Below are 19,013 nucleotides of genomic sequence, written 5' to 3' on the forward strand. Positions count from 1 at the left end.
GTAGCGCACCGCAACAACTACATCCACGGCGATGTCGTAAGGTCTGCGTCGTCGAAAGGTCCGCGCCGCCTTCGGTCTCCGGGTCGGTGCACGAACGACGGGGGGAACAATCGATGACGGCTGCACCGACGAGCCCGAACGTACCCGGTGCGGTAGCGGCGCCGGAACTGTGCCGGATCACAGTGCTCACCAAACATTCCGAGGTCGATCTGGCGCTGCCACTCGGCGTGCCGGTTGCCCTCCTTCTGGCCGGAATCGTCGACCTGGTGGCTGCTCACCGTCCCGACAACGACTTCGACCGCACCCCCGAACGGGTCGAGCCGGAAACCTGGACTCTCGCCCGGATAGGCCAGGCGCCGCTCGCAGGTGCGTTGAGTCTCGACGAGCTCGGGATCCGCGACGGCGAGGTGCTCGTCCTCGCAGAATCGTCCGCGCCCTCGTCGCCGCCATTGTTCGACGACGTGATGTACAACGTGGCGGTTGCGGGCCGCGACAGATTGCATCGTTGGTCCGATCGCACCGCGGCTGTGGTCGGGGCCGCGGTCGCGTCGGCCGCGATCACCCTCGGGTGCGGCGTGTTGCTCCTGTTGCCGTCGTCCGGAAGCGAGCGAATGGTCGCGGGAATCGCCACTGCCGTGCTGGCACTCCTGCTCGTGACCGCAGCCGCTGTCATCGCACGTATCTACCTCGACCGGCAAATCGGGCTGCTGCTCGCGGTCTGCGCGGCCCCCGCGTCCTTCGTCACCGGGATGCTGTTGGTTCCCGGCGATTTCGGCGCCCCCCACCTGCTGTTGGCCACGATCCTGACCGGCGCGGTCGGCGTGGTCACGGTGAACGTCACGACCGTCGGACTCTCGACGTTCACTGCGATCTCGACGATCTCGGGGGTTGCGACGATCGCACTGATCGTCGCCACGGCCACCGACACGCCGGTACATGCGCTCGGCGCAGGTATCGTCGTGACCGCGCTGCTACTGGTGACGTTCGCCGCCCGCGCGGCCGCGCTCCTCGCCCGCCTCCCCCTTCCCCCGGTTCCGGCGCCCGGCACCTCCCTCGACCCCGTGGTTCCAGATCCGGATGACGAGAATCCGCCGCCCACGTTCGAGGAGCTCGAAGCGAAAACCGCGCGTGCGCGAGCTCATCTGACAGGGTGGATCTATGCGGTGGTCGTGCTCGCGGCGGCCGGTGCATGGTGCGCAGCGTGGCCGATGCAGGAGGCAGGTGTCTCCTGGCCCGGGGTCGCAGTGGCGGTCGCGACGGGGATCCTCCTGATGTTCCGAGGCCGCACGTACATCGGGGCAGAGCAGGCGGCGCCGATGATCGTCGGTGGTGCAATCCTCCTCCTCGGCCTGGTGGTCGGTGCCGGGCTTTCCGGAAGCGTTGCCCCACAGGTGCTCTTCGGAGTCACTGTCGTCATGTTCGTCGGCGCCCTGGTTCTCGGGGTCGTTGTTCCGCGCCGCACGTTCACGCCGGTGCAGCGGCGGATCAGCGAACTCACCGAGTACACCGTCATCGCCACGATCGTGCCGCTGGCCTGCTGGGTTGGCGGCCTCTACTCCGCGGTCCGTGGGTTGTGAGCGACCTCCCGGCGCTCTCGCGGCGGGCGACACATCGTCGGCGGCTCACCGCTGCCTCACTCGTCACCGCTCTGATCGTCACGATCGCGGCTGTCGGACCGGCCGCGGCAGCTCCCCCCGTCCCCGACAGCGCACTGCTGCCCACCGCAGGCGAGCCCGCTGCCCCGGAAGCGACCGAGCAGCGCAATCTGTGCACACGGGGCAGGCCTGTCTCCGACAGCCTGCAACGACCGCTCGCACAACGCATCATGAACTTCGAGCGGGTGTGGCCGCTGACGCGCGGCGCAGGTCAGATCGTGGCTGTGATCGATACGGGAGTGAACCCGCATCCGCGACTCCCCCACCTCACCCCGGGCGGCGACTACGTGGCTACCGACGACGGCACGGTCGATTGTGACGCGCACGGGACCCTCGTCGCCGGTCTCATCGCGGCGCAACCGCTCGCGGGGTCGGGATTCGCGGGTGGTGCGCCCGACGTCGAAGTCATCGCCATCCGTCAATCCAGTCGCAACTACTCCGACCGCTCCGCCGGCGACGAAGACGCCGCGCAGAACTCCCCCGGTTACGGTGACGTGCTCACCCTGGCGTCTGCGGTGCGACATGCCGCAGACCTCGGGGCCACCGTCATCAACATTTCAGAGGTCGCGTGCACGCTCGCGAGCGACGGGATCGCCGACGGACCGCTCGGCGCGGCAGTCCAGTACGCCACCGACGTCGAAGACGCGGTGGTGGTCGCGGCGGCAGGGAACAAGGATGTGTGCCGGGCGGGGAACCCCCCTGCAGCGAATCCGCTCGACCCGCTGGCAGATCCGTGGGATTCGATCACGACGATCGCCTCCCCCGCCTGGTATGACGACTATGTGCTCACAGTCGGCTGGGCCGAAGCCGACGGCACACCGTCCGACGAGAGTGTTCCCGGGCCGTGGGTGGATGTCGCAGCGCCCGGGACCGGCATCATCTCGCTCGACCCGTTCTCCGACGGTCTCGTAGACGCACAGATCAGCGCCCAGGGCCCGGTGCCGCTGTCCGGAACGAGTTTCTCCGCACCACTGGTGTCTGCAACAGTCGCGTTGGTCAGAGCCCGCCATCCCCACCTCGACGCTCGCGCCGTGATGGACCGCATCGAATCGACCGCCCACGCCCCTGCGGAGGGCTGGAACCCGCGGGTCGGGCACGGTGTGATCGACCCGTTGGCCGCGGTCACCGCACCACTACCGGCCGAGCAGGACAACCCTGCGGCCCCTAGAGAGATAGCCGGTCCCGCGCACGTAGAACCTCCCGACCCGACCGCACGACTCATTGCATGGAGAGGCGGTGCCGCGGTCCTCGTCCTACTCCTCGCCGCGCTGCTCGCCGCACTGCCCCTTCGGGAGCGTGCACGTAGGCGGAGACATGCGAGCAACCCTCATTCTCCTGTCCCGATCGGTGCAGGTCGTGGGTCCGGGGCGACACCATCGTGAGCGAGTAACGCCTCGGCGCGCCCGAGCGAAGGCCCGGGGGCGAGCAAGCCGACGATCTGCCACGGCGCTCTAGCCGGGTCCCCCTCCAACCCGAGTGCCTTGGCCGCCTCTGCATCGGCTACGCCGTAACGGACACCTGTGTCTGCGACGTAGAACAGCGCATCCCGGCGTTCACTGTCGGGGACGACCGACGTCGTCTGCACGAATGTGCCACGCCCCGGAGGGATATGGACGGCATCCACGTTCGGTCCCGGTCCGTCGGCCTGTGCGGGTTCGACCGGGATCGCGTCCTCGGCAATCGGCAGGACCTCACCCGCCGACAGCACCAGACCCGATCGTCGCTGATCTTCGGGTCCCGCTTCCGGTTCCCATGTCAGACATCCGACGGGCCTGTCAGCGGGCCCGAGGATCGTGGGCACGACCGTGGGAAACGTGCCGACCGCAAGGTGCTGTACCGTCGGCGCGTCCTTGAGAGTGTCGGGCGGAACGATCGGAATCTCGGCGATGCCTTGTGAATCCGACGCATGAATGATCTGTGCAGTCGCGCTCGACACCTCCTGCACGCCATCGCTCAGTACGACGTAATAGCGCTGGCCGTTCGGTTCCGCGAGTCCGACAACAGATCCGACGCGAACACCACCTACCGGCACTCGCGGCATGCTCCCTGCATCCGGGATGACGGGTGCGGTGAGCTCCGGTAGTTCCGGGAGTGCCGCGAGCAATCCTGCGCCTACGGGCCTGGCCGACCCGAGATCGAGTCCCAGGACCCGCGTCAGTGCGCGATCCTGCGGATCGATCTCGGCCCTGCCGTCTCCGTAGACGAGGTGATATTCACCGTCGGAGGTCATGAGGAGCGCTTCGTCGTCGTCGAGCGGACCACCTACACCGGAATACTCGGGCACGCCTGCCGAGACCGCAGTCGTGACGAACTGCCGTCCGCCTGCATCGACCGTGTCGCACACCGTCCAGGGCGTGTCGTGTCCGACGTACGCCAGGGACGACGGAGCCCCAGGAATGCCGACGAGCGGCCCTCTGGGGCGGGCCTCCAGTTCCTCGTCGGCTACGACTGTCGGTTCGACAGGGTCGTCGAGCACAAGCCGCGCGGATGCGAGATTCATCGCGGGATGGAATGTCCCGTCGATCGCAACGTAGAGCGCACCGGAATCCCTGCCGACCACGAGCTTCGCATTACCGATCTTGTCCTGGGGCCGGAACAGGGCCAACGCGGCGCACCCGGCAAGGACCAGGCAGGCGATCACCACCCCCACCATCAACGACCGCGACTGTGAGCGCATGGGGTCATGGATCATGCGCACGTCTCGGCGAACGAGCGCATGCTCCATCCGTCTCATCAGAAATCGGTAACCGCTTACCTGCCATCGAGTGGTGGGTTGCGATGCCATATGTCCTCCCCCGTGCGGCACGCTCACTGCCGCAACACAGTACAGTTGCAACTCGGGAAGTTCGGGCGCGCACCCACAGGGCCGCCCGATCGGTGTCGGGGGGAGTGCTGTGCATCGAACTGTGTCCGAGGTCGTGCGGGAAGGGTCCGTGTACGAACGGCCCCGCCTCATCTCACGGATCGTCATGGCGCAGTGCGCTGCACTCGCGGTCTGGATCGCAGTGGCCGCATCGGGTGCGCCCGCATGGGCGGCAGCGGCCGCAGCGGCTGCCATCGCGGTTCTCGTGCTGCTCCGGGTCCGCGGCCTCAATGCGATCGACGCTGCGATGACGCTGTTGCGGTACAGATTTCCGAGAGCACACGTCCGCGCGGAGATCCGCGATGCAGCACAGCCGACCGGCCGGCCGATCGGTTTACGGTGGGACGGAACACGCGTGACTGCGGTCGTCGAGGTGCTCGCACCTGCTGGGCTCGTCACACTGCTGGGACGAGATCGTGCCGACTCGTCGCTGCCCCTGCCCTTGGGCGCGCTTTCCGGCTGCCTGCGCCGACACGACGTGACCCTCGACGGAATCGACGTCGTCGTCCACGGCCGACGCGTATTGGACGCAACGCCCGCGGGTCAGGTCTATGCCCAGCTGATCGGCCCCCTGCCCGCTGCCGCGATGCGCACGGTGTGGCTTGCGCTACGCCTCGACGCGTCGACGTGTCGCGACGCCGTGGACCGGCGCGGCGGTGGCGTCCGAGGCGCAACCCGCACGATCACCGCGTCGGCCCTGCGAGTGGTGCGTGTGCTGAGTGATTCCGGCTGCGAGGCAAGGCTGTTGACCGCGCAGGAGATCCGATCTGCTGCCCTCCGGATCACTCACGGCGCCGATCCGCTGACGGCAGAGGAGTCCTGGCGTCATGTCCGCCTTCCCACCGGCTACAGCACGGGCGGGGTACTCGATCCGCGGCGATTCGACGCGAGCACCCTGACCCGGGTCTGGACCCACCCGTCACTGTCGTCGACGGTGACGGTGCGCATTCGCCCTGGATCCTTCGGCACGACACGGGTCGGAGGCCTCGTCCGGTACACCACCCGCACCCCCGACGGCCCGCTCACCTCCGGTGTGCGCACTGTCCACGGGCGCGAGCGTGAGGTGTTGCTCGCATCCCTGCCGTATGCGGCGGACGGGCTCGAGACCGTCACCGATCTGCGCAGCGTCAGCCGCGGATATCTCGACGAGTTGGCACTGCCCGTCGCAGGCTGCGGTCAGCTGATCGGCTCGGACGAGTCCGGGCAAGCAGTCGCGGTACGCCTCACCGGCCCCGGAGTGGACTCGGTCCATGTGGCGGGCGAGTTGTATCTCGCACAGCAGATCGTGTTCCGCGCGGTGGCGGTCGGCGCGCGCGTGGTGATCCACACCGATCGCGTCGATGCCTGGCGCCCCTTGCTGAACGGTGCCGCATCACCGGATCGGCTGCGAATTGCCGGCGAGTATCCCGACGACCGCGAGTTCGACACCGTCGTCTTCGACGGAGTGCGGCCGACCGGCAGGCGGCACCCCGGCACCATCCACGTGCATGCGCATCCGGATCAGTGGCCCCGCGAATCTCCCACCGTTGCCATCGAACAGCCGAACGGATTCGGCAATCGGGTTGTGCTCACCACACATCGAAAGCGGATGACACTGACGCTCGTCACCATCGCGGCCGAGTCCGCCCACATCGGACGCCCCCGCACCATGGAGTCCGTTTCGTCGCGTTGAGTGTCGCGCGGCATGGGTCGTCGATCCATGTGACGACGCTTCGAACACTGTTCTGGACCTCCTCCCGACCGAGAGCGACCGGGCTTGCGCCGAAACAGCGCGGTCAACCCGGGTAGGTGCATAATCGCCGGCCACATCTGACCGCGTGCACCCACCACTCCAACTGCCGGAGCATCCGCTCGGCGGCGTCGATGGCCGCACCATCGCGCGTCGTACCGTCTGCGGCGAAGGCGTGCTTGACGCGGTGGAAACTCACGGACTCCCGCACAGGCACCATATGAACCTCCACGACGACCTGCCGTAACTGCTCGACCGCACGGAGCCCACCGGACAACCCGCCATAGGACACGAATCCGACCGGCTTCGCGCGCCACTCGTGCTTGACACTGTCGATAGCAGTCTTGAGCGCTGCCGGATAACCGTGGTTGTACTCGGAGGTGACCACGACGAATGCTTCCGCCGCGTCGATCCGCCGCGCGAACGCCTCGACTTCGGATCCTCCCGAAAGCTCCTGCGGCAACGGCGTCCGAGCGAGATCGATGATATCGATGTCGAATTCCTGAGCATCTGCCGTCGAATGGTGTCTCGCCGTCTCCGCGAACCAGTTCGCGACGACAGGGGCGACCCTCCCCTCACGCACACTCGCCACGATGATCCCGAGCCGGATCGGTGCCTGCAGCTTCTGGTCCATGCCCCGATCGTAGGGTGCCTCAGGTCGTCATACCGTGGGTCAGAAGCGCCGCGAGTTCACGGTAGGCCTGTGCGTCGTCGAGACCGGTCTGCTGCGCCACCTGCCGCTGCTGGATACGCACCATCACTGCAGCAATGACGTCGGCAACAAAGGCCGCGTGCACGTCGCGCAGCTCGCAGGCATCGACGCCGTCCGAGATCAGTGCCCGGATCCGGTCGGCTGCGAGACGTGTGTTGCGCTCGTACACTTCCCGCGCGACCGGTGTTGCGGCGATGTCCTCCATGAAGCGGACCGATGCGGGTTCGAGCTGCCTTCCTACGGATTCGAGGTAGGTCCGGATCCGCGTCTCGGCTCCTGCGGCGTCCGCGATGTCGGCCTCGACACGCTCGGTTGCGCCTCGAAAAAAATGGACGGTGACGGCGTAGACGAGTCGGTCCTTGTTCTCGGCGAGGGCATAGAGCGTCGATTTCGAACACCGCAGACGGGCTGCGATGTCGTCGAGAGTGAAGTGCGCGAATCCTTCGGCCAGGAACAACTCGACAAGCTGGTCGAACAGTTGCGCCTGCCGTGCAGTGGTGCGCCGTACCCCTACTCTTGCCATACTCGCTACAGTACTGCAGTATCGCTGTTAGTACTATCTTGGTGAATCCGTCTTCTGCGAGGAGTTCTGCCGTGCCCGTCGAGCGCCTGTTACCCACCCCCGAGGCCCACGACCTGATCGAGCTCACACGCGACGTCGCCGACAAGGTACTCGCACCCCGCGTCGTCGAACACGAACGCAACGAGACATTCCCGGAAGGCGTGTTCCCCGCGCTCGGCGCAGCCGGGCTGCTCAGCCTCCCCTACGCGGAAGAGTTCGGAGGTGGAGATCAGCCGTACGAGGTGTACCTCCAGGTTCTCGAGGAACTCGGCGCACGGTGGGCCGCAGTCGCCGTTGCCGTGAGCGTGCACGGCCTGTCGTGCTTCGCACTCGCGACGCACGGCACCGACGAGCAGAAATCCCAATGGCTACCCGACATGCTCGGTGGCGAGACCATCGGCGCCTACAGCCTGTCCGAACCTCAGGCCGGCTCCGACGCAGCGGCACTGACATGCCGGGCCCAGGCCGTCGAGGGCGGATATCGAATCAACGGCTCGAAGGCGTGGATCACCAACGGCGGCAAAGCGGACTTCTACACCTTGTTCGCGCGGACGAGCGACACCGGCAGCAGCAACACTGGCAGCAAGGGCATTTCCTGCTTTCTGGTGCCCGACGGTACCGACGGCCTGACCTTCGGGAAGCCCGAGGAGAAGATGGGTCTGCATGCGATCCCGACCACCGCAGCCCATTACGACGATGCTTTCGTTCCCGCCGAGCGTCGCATCGGCGCCGAGGGGCAGGGTCTTCCCATTGCGTTCAGCGCTCTCGATTCAGGACGACTCGGCATCGCTGCCGTCGCGACCGGACTCGCTCAGGCCGCTCTCGACGAAGCAACCGCATACGCGAAGGAACGGAAGGCCTTCGGCAAGGCGATCATCGACCATCAGGGTCTCGGTTTCGTTCTGGCCGACATGGCTGCCGCCGTCGACTCCGCGCGCGCAACATACATCGATGCCGCTCGACGTAAGGACGCAGGTCTTCCCTATTCACGTCAGGCCTCGGTCGCAAAGCTGGTAGCCACGGACGCCGCGATGAAGGTTACGACCGACGCCGTACAGGTCCTCGGTGGGTACGGCTACACGCGTGACTTTCCCGTCGAGCGGTTCATGCGCGACGCGAAGATCACCCAGATCTTCGAGGGCACGAACCAGATTCAGCGCCTCGTGATTGCCCGGTCGCTGGCCGGTTGACCTGCGCTGCAGCCCCGTCGGACAGGAGTTCACGGAACGAGACAGCCCGCCTCCCTCCAGATTTCGACGCGACCGAGGATTGATGCCGCCAAAGCGGGGTATGTCTGTGGTGGGCGACCGAGGCCCTCACCCCCCATCGGGGGCCGAGGTCGCCCCCTCAGGTCCGGAACCGGGCCGAGGCTCACCGAACGAAGGAGAAGACCATGGTTCTCGGATCACTCGGCGCCACCCTGCTCACTCTGCTCGCCGGTCTGGGCATCCTCCTCTGAGGGCTCACCACAACTCCTACCCGCTCGGGCATGAGTATTGCTCACACGAGCACGATTCATCCTCCAGACAGGACTGTCTCGGCACACGGGCCAGCACCGATGACAGCTGACAGCCGCGTCCTTCTCCCCCTGTGAATGACGCACCCGTGACCGGAGCCGAAAGTCGGCGTCCTGCTGTGGGATTCGCATTCTGCCCTGACACGGACAGCGGCGTGTCGCCTCATCCCGCGAGGTGACACGCCGCTGCGTGCGGGCCACAGGGTCGAGAACACCGGTGGACGGGCGAGCGTGTCAGGCGCTCATGGCCTCCGAGAGCAGGGGCCAGGATTCATGCAGCGCGTCTTGCCAATATCCCCACGTGTGGGTTCCCTCGACACGGGTCGAATAGGTCGCCTCGATCCCGAGCGCATCCAGCTCGGTGCGCAGCCTGTCCGTGCACCTACTCACCGCGGTCTCGATCACCCCGAGCAGCGCTATGTCCGGTATGACTGCGGGTCCGTGTTCATCCCACGCGCGGGCTTCGTGCACACCGGGCAGTCCTCCGCTCGACGACACGAACACCGCAGTTCCCCGCAGCCGCTCGGCATTGCGGATCACATCCCGCTCCATCCAGTACGGACCATCGATCGGCCCCCACATGTTCTCGACGTCACCACCGCCGAGGCCCACCACCATCTCGACGTAGCGGCTGCCCTCGACCGTCGCAGTCTCGGCACAACCGCTGTACGACGCGACGGCCGCGTACAGATTCGGCGCGTGCTCGGCGAGCGCGAGCGCCGATGTCGCCGACATGGACACACCCGCGATCGCATTTCGCCCGCTCGCGCCGAGGGCAGCGTCGACTATCGGCGGCGCTTCTTCGGTGAGGAAGGTCGTCCACTTGTTGCGACCCAGCTCCGGATCGTCTGCAAGCCAATCGGTGTAATAACTGAACGCGCCGCCTACCGGGGTGACGACATTGACATCCTTGTCGCCGAAGAAATCCATGACATCGGTCTGTTTGCGCCAGGTGGCCTCGTCGACACCACCACCGGCACCGTTGAGCAGATACAGCACCGGACGCGCGGCGCTGTTGTCGGCGGGACGGATCACCTGAAGCTCGATCGTGCGCTCCATCGCTGCGGAGTAGACGAACAGTGACCAGTCACGGTCGGAACGCCGGTCCACACGCTCGAGTGTGGCGACACCGTATTCGGCGGTCCCGGTCTCCGTTGCGGGCGGAGTCTCGGCACGGACGGTGCCGGGGGCGGGTCCGCCTGTCATCGCGACGACCGTGACCGCAACAGCCGCTGCGAACGCATACCGTGAGCCAGCCAAAGTCGTTCCCCTCATCCGCAGCAGCCACGGGCAATCGGCCCGCGCGTCTCCCGTGTCTCCGAATTGCGTGCAGCAAGATCCTCATCAGCAGGGTAGTCGACGCGAACGAGTGAGAGACCGTGTGCGGGAGCGACTGCGACAGACGCGGCGCGCTGACGTTCGTCGAGGAGAGCGGTCATCCATTCGACCGACCGGCGCCCCTCTCCCACCGCGAGCGCCGCGCCGACGAGACTGCGAACCATCGACCAGCAGAACGCGTCGGCGCTCACATGCGCGGTGAGAATGTCACCGGAACGGATCCAGTCGTAGCGCTGGAGTTCGCGAACCGTGGTCGCGCCTTCGCGCCGCTTGCAGAATGCTGCGAAGTCGTGAAGCCCCAACAATGACCGGGACGCGCTCTGCATCGCGTCGAGGTCGACGTTCTTCGGCCAGGCAACGGTGTCGCGGGCACGTAGCGGGTCGGCTCCGTACACGGCCGTTGTCACGCGGTACTCGTAATGACGGCGGACCGCGGAGAAACGCGCATCGAAATGCTCCGGGGCAACCGATATCCCCGTGACTCGGACATCGCGTGGGAGGAACCGCGCGAGACGACGGATCCAACGCGACGGGTCGTCGGGCAGCGCCTCGGTGGGCACGTCGACGTGGGCAACCTGACCCCTCGCATGTACACCTGCATCGGTGCGTCCGGCAACGGTGAGGAGCAGAGGTGCCCGCACGATGGCCGACAGCTTCTCTTCGATCTCACCGCACACCGTGCGGCGGCCGGGCTGACGAGCCCAACCCGAGAAATCGGTTCCGTCGTACGAGATGTCGAGCCGAAGGCGCGTGAGGTGCTCGCCGGGAGTGTCCGATGCGACGAGCCCGCCGCCCCTGAACGGGGCGACGGGCTCGTTCGATTCAGCTGGTGCCGAAACCAAGTGGACTAGTCCTTCTTGGCCTCGTCCGCCTCGGTCGCGTCAGCGGCCGTTGCGGTGGTGTCTTCGATCCCCTCGACGACAGCATCAGCGTTCTCGACCTCGGCGTCGGTGGCGTCGGCCGTGGTGGCCTCCACCACGTTCTCCTCGGCAGCCGGTGCAGCCTGCGAAGCCGCCACGCGCCGAGCGCGATCGGCTTCGGACGAGACCGTCTTCTCGCGCACGAGCTCGATGATCGCCATGGGCGCATTGTCGCCCTTGCGCGGCATCGTCTTGATGATGCGCGTGTATCCGCCGTTGCGGTCCTCGAACGAGGGACCGATCTCCGCGAAGAGGGCGTGCACGACGTCCTTGTTGCGGATGACTTTCAGCACCTCACGACGCGAAGCCAGCGTGCCGGTCTTTGCGTGCGTGACGAGCTTCTCGGCATACGGGCGCAGGGCCTTGGCCTTGGCCTCGGTGGTGGTGATGCGGCCGTGCTCGAAGAGCGCGGTGGCCAGGTTGGCGAAGATCGCCTTCTGGTGCGAGGCCGACCCGCCGAAGCGGGCGCCCTTCTTGGGCTTGGGCATGATTTTCTCCTAGTAACGGACCGTGAGCTGCTACAGCTGCTCGGTCTCGGCGTAGTCCTCGTTGCCGTCGGTGTCGCCGAACCCGGCGTCGGTGTCGCTCCAGGTACCGGTGGCGGCGTCATAGCCGGCAACACTGCTGGGATCGAAGGACGCGGGGCTGTCCTTCAGCGACAGGCCGAGCGAGTGCAGCTTGACCTTGACCTCGTCGATGGACTTCTGACCGAAGTTGCGGATGTCGAGCAGGTCGGATTCCGTGCGTGCCACCAGCTCGCCGACGGTGTGAACACCCTCGCGCTTGAGGCAGTTGTAGGACCGGACCGTCAGGTCCAGATCCTCGATCGGAAGTCCGAAGGAGGCGATGTGGTCGGCCTCGGCAGGCGAGGGACCGATCTCGATGCCTTCTGCTTCGACGTTCAGCTCACGAGCCAGACCGAAGAGCTCGACAAGAGTCTTGCCCGCCGACGCGAGTGCATCGCGTGCAGCGATCGAGTTCTTGGTCTCCACATCGAGGATCAGCCGATCGAAGTCGGTGCGCTGCTCGACGCGGGTGGCCTCCACCTTGTACGTCACCTTGAGCACCGGCGAGTAGATCGAGTCGACCGGAATACGGCCGATCTCGGCACCGGATGCCTTGTTCTGGACGGCGGGGACGTAGCCGCGACCGCGCTCGACGACGAGCTCGACCTCCAGCTTGCCCTTGTCGTTCAGGGTGGCGATGTGCAGGTCGGGATTGTGGATCTCGACACCGGCCGGCGGAACGATGTCCGCTGCGGTGACGACGCCCGGGCCCTGCTTACGGACGTACATGGTGACCGGCTCGTCCTCTTCCGAGCTGACCACGAGGCCCTTGAGATTCAGGATGATGTCGGTGACATCTTCCTTGACACCGGGAACCGTGGTGAACTCGTGGAGCACGCCGTCGATGCGAATGCTGGTGACGGCGGCACCGGGGATCGAGGAGAGCAGGGTGCGACGAAGCGAGTTGCCGAGCGTGTAGCCGAAGCCGGGCTCGAGCGGCTCGATGACGAACTTCGACCGATTGTCGGCGAGGACCTCTTCGGTCAGCGTGGGTCGCTGCGAGATGAGCATGAGTTGCCTCCTTGTGGGCGTCCGCTATTTGACGCCCTAGTGGTGGTGTGGTGTCCTCCCGCCCGAGAAGGCAAGGAGGACACCACGGCACGAAGTGGCTTACTTCGAGTAGTACTCGACGATGAGCTGTTCCTGCAGCGGGATCTCGATCTGCGCGCGCTCGGGCAGCTGGTGGACCAGCACCCGCAGACGCGGACCGACGACCTGCAGCCACGCAGCGACCGGGCGCTCGCCCTGGGTCTCACGCGCGATCTGGAACGGCAGCGTGCTCAGCGACTTCTCACGGACATCGATGATGTCGTACTGGGAGACGCGGTAGCTCGGGATGTCGACCTTCTTGCCGTTGACCAGGAAGTGTCCGTGGGACACCAGCTGGCGGGCCTGGCGGCGGGTGCGCGCGAGGCCGGCACGGTAGACGACGTTGTCCAGGCGCGACTCGAGGATTGTCAGCAGAACCTCACCGGTCTTACCCGGGCGGCTGGCTGCTTCCTCGTAGTAACGACGGAACTGCTTCTCCATGATGCCGTACGAGAAGCGTGCCTTCTGCTTCTCCTGCAGCTGGAGCAGGTACTCGCTCTCCTTGATCCGCGCGCGGCCGTGCTGACCGGGCGGGTAGGGGCGACGCTCGAAGGCCTGGTCGCCTCCGACCAGGTCGACGCGGAGACGACGCGACTTACGGGTAACGGGACCGGTATAACGTGCCATGACTTAGAACCTTTTCCTTTCCCGTTGTTAGACGCGACGACGCTTGGGAGGGCGGCAGCCGTTGTGCGGCTGGGGGGTGACGTCGGAGATGGTGCCGACCTCGAGGCCTGCGGCCTGGAGGGAGCGGATCGCGGTCTCGCGGCCCGAACCCGGACCCTTGACGAAGACGTCGACCTTCTTGACGCCGTGCTCCTGCGCCTTGCGGGCAGCGTTCTCGGCGGCGAGCTGCGCGGCGAACGGAGTCGACTTGCGCGAGCCCTTGAAGCCGACGTGGCCCGAGGACGCCCAGGAGATCACGTTGCCCTGAGGATCCGTGATCGAGACGATGGTGTTGTTGAAGGTGCTCTTGATGTGAGCAGCGCCGTGCGGGACGTTCTTCTTGTCCCTGCGCCGTGCCTTCTGGGTCTTCTTCGGACCGGTGGTGCGTGACTTGGGAGGCATTACTTCTTCTTTCCTGCGACGGTGCGCTTCGGGCCCTTGCGGGTACGAGCGTTGGTCTTGGTGCGCTGTCCACGCACGGGCAGACCACGACGGTGTCGCAGGCCCTGGTAGCAGCCGATCTCGATCTTGCGACGGATATCCGCCTGGACCTCGCGACGAAGGTCACCCTCGACCTTGTAGCTCTCCTCGATGTACTCGCGGAGCTTCGAGAGATCCTCGTCGGACAGATCCTTGCTGCGCAGGTCCGGGCTGACGCCGGTTGCCTCGAGGATCTCCTTGGAGCGGGTACGGCCGATGCCGTAGATGTAGGTCAGTGCGATCTCCATCCGCTTTTCGCGGGGAAGATCAACACCTGCGAGACGTGCCATGTGGCATTCCTATTCGGTGTGCGGAGGTCTGCTCCCAGCCCGTCCCCTGCGTAAGAAACTGTGTAGTGACAAACACAGTGGGGCCCCGGCCTCCGAACCGGGGGTATATCGCACAGCTCCGCGACGAATCGTGGATCGTAACCGTGCGACTGGTACTGGAAGGTCTTCTTGCTTGTTGCCAAGCAGATCTTCGCGAGGAAGGTAGATCTAGCCCTGACGCTGCTTGTGACGCAGGTTCTCGCAGATCACCATGACCCGACCGTTACGACGGATCACCTTGCACTTCTCGCAGATCTTCTTGACGCTAGGCTGAACCTTCACGTGCGTCCGATCTCCTGTATGTGCGCCTCCGAATTCGGCGTAGGCCGTTCCGGAGACATGTTTTTCCCCGACCGTCCGGCCGGGGAAGCCTGTTACTTGTAGCGGTAGACGATGCGTCCACGCGTGAGGTCGTAGGGCGAAAGCTCCACGACGACCCGGTCCTCGGGAAGGATACGAATGTAGTGCTGCCGCATCTTGCCGCTGATGTGGGCCAGCACCTTGTGGCCGTTCTCCAGCTCGATGCGGAACATCGCATTGGGAAGCGGTTCGATAACCCGACCCTCGACCTCGATTGCGCCGTCCTTCTTAGCCATATCCTCCGCGATCCGTTGTTCGACGTGTGGTTGCATCGGTATCCGATACCGTGACGCTCGGCATCCCCGGATCTCCGTTGCGAAGACCACGTCGACGCAGACCGACCGGAGCGCAGCGCGCACCACCGATCGATATTACGGGAACTTTCTCACCTGGCCAAATGGCAATGATGTAAGGAGGCACACGTGCGTGCGCTGATTCAACGGGTCACCACTGCATCCGTCGCGGTCGACGGAGCGGAGGTCGCGCGGATCACGCCCCCGGACGGTGGTCACGGTCTGCTCGTCCTCGTCGGCGTCACCCACGACGACGACGCAGCGAAGGCCGCGACACTCGCACGCAAGGTCTGGTCGATGCGGATTCTCGAAGACGAGAAGTCGGCCTCGGACCTGAATGCTCCGCTGCTGGTCGTAAGCCAGTTCACCCTTATGGCAGATACACGGAAGAGTCGGCGTCCGTCGTGGTCGGCGGCAGCGCCCAGGCCCGTGGCCGAACCTTTGATCGACGAGTTCATCTCGGCGCTGCGCACCCTCGGTGCACATGTCGAATCGGGAGTGTTCGGTGCCCACATGGAAGTGACTCTCGTCAACGACGGCCCGGTCACCCTGCTCGTCGAGGTGTGACTACTCCGCGCGAAGAGTCAGGATACGAGGACCGTCCTCGGTGACAGCCACGGTGTGCTCCCAGTGCGCCGCACGGCTGCCGTCGGTGGTCACCACGGTCCACTCGTCCTCGAGGACGACGGTCTCGTGGGTGCCGAGGGTGAGCATCGGCTCGATCGCGAGCACCGAACCCACCACGAGCTGCGGACCCTTGCCGGGCTTGCCCTCGTTCGGGAGGAATGGGTCCATGTGCATCTCGCGGCCGATGGCGTGTCCACCGTAGCCGTCCACGATGCCGTACGGACGACCGTGCAGACGCTCTGCGGCGTGTGTGCCCTCTTCGATCGCGTGGGATACGTCGGTGAGGCGGTTACCCGCGATCATCGCGGCGATGCCCGCTTCCATCGACAGGCGCGTCGCGTCGCTGAGGTCGGAGTCGGCAGCGGACAGCTCCCCCACCCCGAAGCTCCAGGCCGAATCGCCGTGCCATCCGTCGAGGATCGCTCCGCAGTCGATCGACACCAGGTCGCCCTCGGCAAGGATCTCGTCTTCCGAGGGGATGCCGTGCACCACGCGGTCGTTGACCGACGAACAGATCGAGCCGGTGAACCCGTGGTACCCCAGGAACGACGGAACGGCACCCGCATCACGGATCACCGCTTCCGCCACCCGGTCGAGCTCCAGGGTGCTCACGCCCGGCTTCGCCGCATCTCGCACCGCGACGAGCGCGGCGCCCACGATGGCACCAGCGGCCGCCATCGCGTCGAGCTCGCCGGAAGTGCGGAACGGAACCACTTTGCGCTTGCGCCCGAAACCCATACCGAAAATTCCTGTGTCTACTTGCCGAGCGCCGCGAGTGCGCGCGCGTTGATCTCGTCGACCTCGCCGACGGCGTCGACCGTGATGAGGACATCTGCATAGTGGTCGAGCAAAGGCGCGGTCTCTTCCCGGTAGACCCGGAGACGGTTGCGGATGACGTCTTCGGTGTCATCGGCACGACCGCGAGCGAGCATGCGCTCGACGACGACATCCTCGTCGATGACGAACGACAGCACACCGTCGAGAGAGGTGGACAGGTTCTTCAGGATGTTGCCGAGTTCCTCGGCCTGCTCGACGCTACGAGGGAACCCGTCGAGAAGGAATCCGTTGGCGGCGTCGGGCTCTGCAAGCCGTTCGCGCACCATGTTGTTGGTGATCTCCGCGGGGACGAGATCTCCGGCATCGATGTACTTCTTGGCCTCCAAGCCGAGCGCGGTGCCCTGCCCGATATTGGCGCGGAAGAGATCGCCGGTCGAAATGGCGGGAACGCCGAGCTTCTCGGACAGGATTGCGGCCTGTGTGCCTTTGCCGGCACCGGGAGGACCGAGGAGTACAAGTCTCACTTGAGGAACCCTTCGTAGTTGCGCTGCATCAATTGACTTTCGATCTGCTTGACAGTGTCCAGCGCGACACTGACGAGAATGAGCACCGCTGCGCCGCCGAAGATACTGCTGGCGGTCTGGCCGCCCGACAAGAAGAAGTTCGGAAGTACTGCGATGAGACCGAGGTAGATCGAGCCGGGAACCGTGATGCGGTTGAGCACGTAGCTGAGGTACTCGGCAGTGGGCCTGCCCGGCCGGATACCGGGGACGAAGCCGCCGTACTTCTTCATCTCGTCGGCGCGTTCTTCCGGATTGAACGTGATGGCGACGTAGAAGAACACGAAGAACACGATCAATCCGAAGTACAACGCGATGTAGACCGGGTTGTTCGGGTTGACGAGATATTCGTTGATGATGCGCTGCCACCAACTCGGCTCGGGGTTGGTGGTCGCGCCGGTGAGCTGAGCAATCAGGTTGGGCAGATACAGCAACGACGACGCGAAGATCACCGGGATGATGCCGGCCTGGTTGACCTTCAGCGGCAGGTAAGTCGACGAACCACCGTACATACGGCGGCCCACCATCCGCTTGGCGTACTGCACCGGGATACGACGCTGTCCCTGCTCGACGAAGACGACGCCGGTGATGAGGAGCAGCGCAACAACCAGCACGATCGCGAAGACGAGGCCACCTCGGGATTCGAGGATCGTCCGGCCTTCGCTCGGCAGCGCGGACGCAATACCGGCGAAGATCAGGATCGACATGCCGTTGCCGACACCGCGTTCGGTGATCAGTTCGCCGAACCACATCACCACCGCAGCACCCGCAGTCATGACGAGGACGATCACGACCATGCCGAAGACGCTGTCGTCGGCCAGGATCGGTTCGGCACAGCCCTGCAGCAGCTGCCCTCGGGCGGCGAGCGCCACGATTCCGGTCGCCTGCAGGACGGCAAGCGCCACAGCCAGATATCGCGTGTACTGCGTCATCTTGGCCTGACCCGCTTGCCCCTCCTTGCGGAGTTCTTCGAATCTGGGGATCACGACGGTGAGCAGCTGCACGATGATGCTCGCGGTGATGAAAGGCATGATGCCGATAGCGAACACCGACAGCTGAAGGAGGGCACCACCCGAGAACAGATTGATCAGGGAGTAGATGCCGGCCTGTTCACTACCGGCGAGCTGGTCGACACACGCCTGGACGTTTCCGTAGTCGACGCCCGGGGACGGCACCGAGGCGCCGAGACGGTACAGAGCCACCAGCCCGAGGGCGATGAGGATCTTCCGCCTCAGGTCCGGTGTCCTGAGGGCCGAGACGAAGGCGGAAAGCAAGAATCCTCCTGGCAGGCCGATCGGGAGCGACAGGCCGGATAGGCCCGTCGGACAGTAGACAACTCTAGAACTCTAACAGTGCGCACCCCGACAGCCACCGGTCAGGATCATCGGCGGGACGACGCGGAGGACGCAACGCGCTGCAAGTACGTCACAAGCGTACGGCAGCACAGAGATACGCGAACGGCCGCGGCGCAGTCATCGACTGCACCGCGGCCGTTCGTCAGCCGTGATTCATACAGAATCGAACCGGTCAGGCCAGTTCGGTTGCAGTACCACCGGCAGCGGCGATCTTCTCCTTGGCGGAGCCGGAGAACTTGTTCGCGGATACCTGAACGGCAACCGCGATCTCGCCCTCGCCGAGGACCTTCACGAGCTGGTTCTTGCGAACCAGGCCCTTGGCCACGAGCTCGTCGACGCCGATCTGGCCACCCTCCGGGAAGACCCGGGCGATGTCGCTGACGTTGACAACCTGGTACTCGGTGCGGAATGCGTTCTTGAAGCCCTTGAGCTTCGGCAGACGCATGTGCAGGGGCATCTGGCCACCCTCGAAGGCTGCCGAGACGTTCTTACGCGCCTTGGTGCCCTTCGTACCGCGACCAGCGGTCTTGCCCTTCGAACCCTCACCGCGTCCGACGCGGGTCTTGTCCGTCTTCGCGCCCGGAGCGGGGCGCAGGTGATGCAGCTTGATGGTCAT

21 protein-coding genes are annotated in these 19,013 nt (G+C 65.5%); 5 read left to right on the top strand and 16 right to left on the bottom strand.

Going from position 1 to position 19,013, the window contains the following annotated elements; translation table 11 throughout:
• Positions 1 to 113 precede the first annotated feature (113 nt).
• Both eccD and mycP read left to right on the top strand, forming a co-directional pair.
• Complete coding sequence (gene eccD / locus ACTDXD_RS01740; protein WP_440125498.1) at positions 114 to 1,577, top strand: type VII secretion integral membrane protein EccD; 1,464 nt, start codon at positions 114 to 116, stop codon at positions 1,575 to 1,577.
• On the top strand, positions 1,574 to 3,037 hold the full coding sequence (gene mycP / locus ACTDXD_RS01745; RefSeq protein ID WP_440125499.1) for a type VII secretion-associated serine protease mycosin: 1,464 nt from the start codon (positions 1,574 to 1,576) through the stop codon (positions 3,035 to 3,037). Before eccD ends, mycP begins: the two co-directional genes overlap by 4 nt.
• Here the strand turns inward: mycP and eccB are convergent.
• Complete coding sequence (gene eccB / locus ACTDXD_RS01750; protein ID WP_440125500.1) at positions 2,983 to 4,440, bottom strand: type VII secretion protein EccB; 1,458 nt, start codon at positions 4,438 to 4,440, stop codon at positions 2,983 to 2,985. The genes mycP and eccB overlap by 55 nt on opposite strands.
• A gap of 148 nt (positions 4,441 to 4,588) precedes the next feature.
• On the opposite strand from eccB, the gene eccE reads away from it, so the two are divergent.
• Positions 4,589 to 6,190, top strand: a complete 1,602-nt coding sequence (gene eccE, locus ACTDXD_RS01755; protein WP_440125501.1) for a type VII secretion protein EccE — start codon at positions 4,589 to 4,591, stop codon at positions 6,188 to 6,190.
• Between the two features lie 103 nt (positions 6,191 to 6,293).
• Here eccE and ACTDXD_RS01760 read toward each other — a convergent pair whose 3' ends face one another.
• Complete coding sequence (locus ACTDXD_RS01760; RefSeq protein ID WP_440125502.1) at positions 6,294 to 6,881, bottom strand: NADPH-dependent FMN reductase; 588 nt, start codon at positions 6,879 to 6,881, stop codon at positions 6,294 to 6,296.
• A gap of 19 nt (positions 6,882 to 6,900) precedes the next feature.
• Complete coding sequence (locus ACTDXD_RS01765; RefSeq protein WP_440125503.1) at positions 6,901 to 7,482, bottom strand: TetR/AcrR family transcriptional regulator; 582 nt, start codon at positions 7,480 to 7,482, stop codon at positions 6,901 to 6,903.
• A 71-nt stretch (positions 7,483 to 7,553) separates the two neighbouring features.
• Here ACTDXD_RS01765 and ACTDXD_RS01770 point away from each other — a divergent pair, with 71 nt between their 5' ends.
• Positions 7,554 to 8,711 (top strand): acyl-CoA dehydrogenase family protein, encoded by a 1,158-nt coding sequence (locus ACTDXD_RS01770; RefSeq protein WP_440125504.1) that lies wholly within the window; start codon positions 7,554 to 7,556, stop codon positions 8,709 to 8,711.
• A gap of 560 nt (positions 8,712 to 9,271) precedes the next feature.
• Here the strand turns inward: ACTDXD_RS01770 and ACTDXD_RS01775 are convergent.
• The 9 genes from ACTDXD_RS01775 to infA all read right to left on the bottom strand — a co-directional run bounded on the left by ACTDXD_RS01775 (position 9,272) and on the right by infA (position 15,021).
• On the bottom strand, positions 9,272 to 10,243 hold the full coding sequence (locus ACTDXD_RS01775) for an alpha/beta hydrolase (RefSeq protein ID WP_440125505.1): 972 nt from the start codon (positions 10,241 to 10,243) through the stop codon (positions 9,272 to 9,274).
• 65 nt (positions 10,244 to 10,308) lie between these two features.
• Entirely contained in the window at positions 10,309 to 11,217 is a 909-nt protein-coding gene (gene truA / locus ACTDXD_RS01780; protein ID WP_440125506.1) for a tRNA pseudouridine(38-40) synthase TruA, read from the bottom strand.
• Between the two features lie 5 nt (positions 11,218 to 11,222).
• Positions 11,223 to 11,783 (bottom strand): 50S ribosomal protein L17, encoded by a 561-nt coding sequence (rplQ, locus tag ACTDXD_RS01785; protein WP_440125507.1) that lies wholly within the window; start codon positions 11,781 to 11,783, stop codon positions 11,223 to 11,225.
• 30 nt (positions 11,784 to 11,813) lie between these two features.
• A complete protein-coding gene (locus ACTDXD_RS01790) occupies positions 11,814 to 12,872 on the bottom strand; it encodes a DNA-directed RNA polymerase subunit alpha (protein ID WP_054715400.1) in 1,059 nt (352 codons plus the stop codon).
• 99 nt (positions 12,873 to 12,971) lie between these two features.
• Positions 12,972 to 13,577 carry a 30S ribosomal protein S4 gene (gene rpsD / locus ACTDXD_RS01795; protein ID WP_054715397.1) on the bottom strand — a complete coding sequence of 202 codons (606 nt, stop codon included), beginning with the start codon at positions 13,575 to 13,577 and terminating at the stop codon, positions 12,972 to 12,974.
• A 27-nt stretch (positions 13,578 to 13,604) separates the two neighbouring features.
• A complete protein-coding gene (gene rpsK, locus ACTDXD_RS01800) occupies positions 13,605 to 14,018 on the bottom strand; it encodes a 30S ribosomal protein S11 (RefSeq protein ID WP_169685554.1) in 414 nt (137 codons plus the stop codon).
• Positions 14,018 to 14,386, bottom strand: coding sequence for a 30S ribosomal protein S13 (gene rpsM, locus ACTDXD_RS01805; RefSeq protein ID WP_169685552.1), 369 nt, complete (start codon positions 14,384 to 14,386; stop codon positions 14,018 to 14,020). Before rpsM ends, rpsK begins: the two co-directional genes overlap by 1 nt.
• A gap of 207 nt (positions 14,387 to 14,593) precedes the next feature.
• Complete coding sequence (gene rpmJ, locus ACTDXD_RS01810) at positions 14,594 to 14,707, bottom strand: 50S ribosomal protein L36 (RefSeq protein ID WP_003938068.1); 114 nt, start codon at positions 14,705 to 14,707, stop codon at positions 14,594 to 14,596.
• A 92-nt stretch (positions 14,708 to 14,799) separates the two neighbouring features.
• The gene (infA, locus tag ACTDXD_RS01815; protein WP_006554587.1) at positions 14,800 to 15,021 is read right to left on the bottom strand and encodes a translation initiation factor IF-1; all 222 of its coding nucleotides are present in this window, start codon (positions 15,019 to 15,021) and stop codon (positions 14,800 to 14,802) included.
• 186 nt (positions 15,022 to 15,207) lie between these two features.
• Here infA and dtd point away from each other — a divergent pair, with 186 nt between their 5' ends.
• Positions 15,208 to 15,645, top strand: coding sequence for a D-aminoacyl-tRNA deacylase (gene dtd, locus ACTDXD_RS01820; RefSeq protein WP_440125509.1), 438 nt, complete (start codon positions 15,208 to 15,210; stop codon positions 15,643 to 15,645).
• On the opposite strand, the gene map is transcribed toward dtd, so the two are convergent.
• The 4 genes from map to rplO all read right to left on the bottom strand — a co-directional run bounded on the left by map (position 15,646) and on the right by rplO (position 19,013).
• Positions 15,646 to 16,443, bottom strand: a complete 798-nt coding sequence (gene map, locus ACTDXD_RS01825; RefSeq protein WP_440125510.1) for a type I methionyl aminopeptidase — start codon at positions 16,441 to 16,443, stop codon at positions 15,646 to 15,648.
• A 17-nt stretch (positions 16,444 to 16,460) separates the two neighbouring features.
• Positions 16,461 to 17,006, bottom strand: coding sequence for an adenylate kinase (locus tag ACTDXD_RS01830; protein ID WP_440125511.1), 546 nt, complete (start codon positions 17,004 to 17,006; stop codon positions 16,461 to 16,463).
• Positions 17,003 to 18,316 carry a preprotein translocase subunit SecY gene (secY, locus tag ACTDXD_RS01835; protein WP_440125512.1) on the bottom strand — a complete coding sequence of 438 codons (1,314 nt, stop codon included), beginning with the start codon at positions 18,314 to 18,316 and terminating at the stop codon, positions 17,003 to 17,005. The genes ACTDXD_RS01830 and secY overlap by 4 nt, the downstream gene beginning before the upstream one ends.
• A 253-nt stretch (positions 18,317 to 18,569) precedes the next feature.
• On the bottom strand, positions 18,570 to 19,013 hold the full coding sequence (rplO, locus tag ACTDXD_RS01840) for a 50S ribosomal protein L15 (RefSeq protein WP_169685542.1): 444 nt from the start codon (positions 19,011 to 19,013) through the stop codon (positions 18,570 to 18,572).

Source organism: Rhodococcus sp. SJ-3 (genome assembly GCF_051918125.1).
Lineage (GTDB): Bacteria > Actinomycetota > Actinomycetes > Mycobacteriales > Mycobacteriaceae > Rhodococcus.

Coding starts and splice junctions, on each gene's coding strand:
- eccD (WP_440125498.1), top strand. CDS start 114: ATGACGGCTGCACCGACGAGCCCGAACGTACCCGGTGCGGTAGCGGCG.
- eccB (WP_440125500.1), bottom strand. CDS start 4,440: ATGGCATCGCAACCCACCACTCGATGGCAGGTAAGCGGTTACCGATTT.
- ACTDXD_RS01760 (WP_440125502.1), bottom strand. CDS start 6,881: ATGGACCAGAAGCTGCAGGCACCGATCCGGCTCGGGATCATCGTGGCG.
- ACTDXD_RS01765 (WP_440125503.1), bottom strand. CDS start 7,482: ATGGCAAGAGTAGGGGTACGGCGCACCACTGCACGGCAGGCGCAACTG.
- ACTDXD_RS01775 (WP_440125505.1), bottom strand. CDS start 10,243: ATGACAGGCGGACCCGCCCCCGGCACCGTCCGTGCCGAGACTCCGCCC.
- rplQ (WP_440125507.1), bottom strand. CDS start 11,783: ATGCCCAAGCCCAAGAAGGGCGCCCGCTTCGGCGGGTCGGCCTCGCAC.
- ACTDXD_RS01790 (WP_054715400.1), bottom strand. CDS start 12,872: ATGCTCATCTCGCAGCGACCCACGCTGACCGAAGAGGTCCTCGCCGAC.
- rpsD (WP_054715397.1), bottom strand. CDS start 13,577: ATGGCACGTTATACCGGTCCCGTTACCCGTAAGTCGCGTCGTCTCCGC.
- rpsK (WP_169685554.1), bottom strand. CDS start 14,018: ATGCCTCCCAAGTCACGCACCACCGGTCCGAAGAAGACCCAGAAGGCA.
- rpsM (WP_169685552.1), bottom strand. CDS start 14,386: ATGGCACGTCTCGCAGGTGTTGATCTTCCCCGCGAAAAGCGGATGGAG.
- infA (WP_006554587.1), bottom strand. CDS start 15,021: ATGGCTAAGAAGGACGGCGCAATCGAGGTCGAGGGTCGGGTTATCGAA.
- map (WP_440125510.1), bottom strand. CDS start 16,443: ATGGGTTTCGGGCGCAAGCGCAAAGTGGTTCCGTTCCGCACTTCCGGC.
- rplO (WP_169685542.1), bottom strand. CDS start 19,013: ATGACCATCAAGCTGCATCACCTGCGCCCCGCTCCGGGCGCGAAGACG.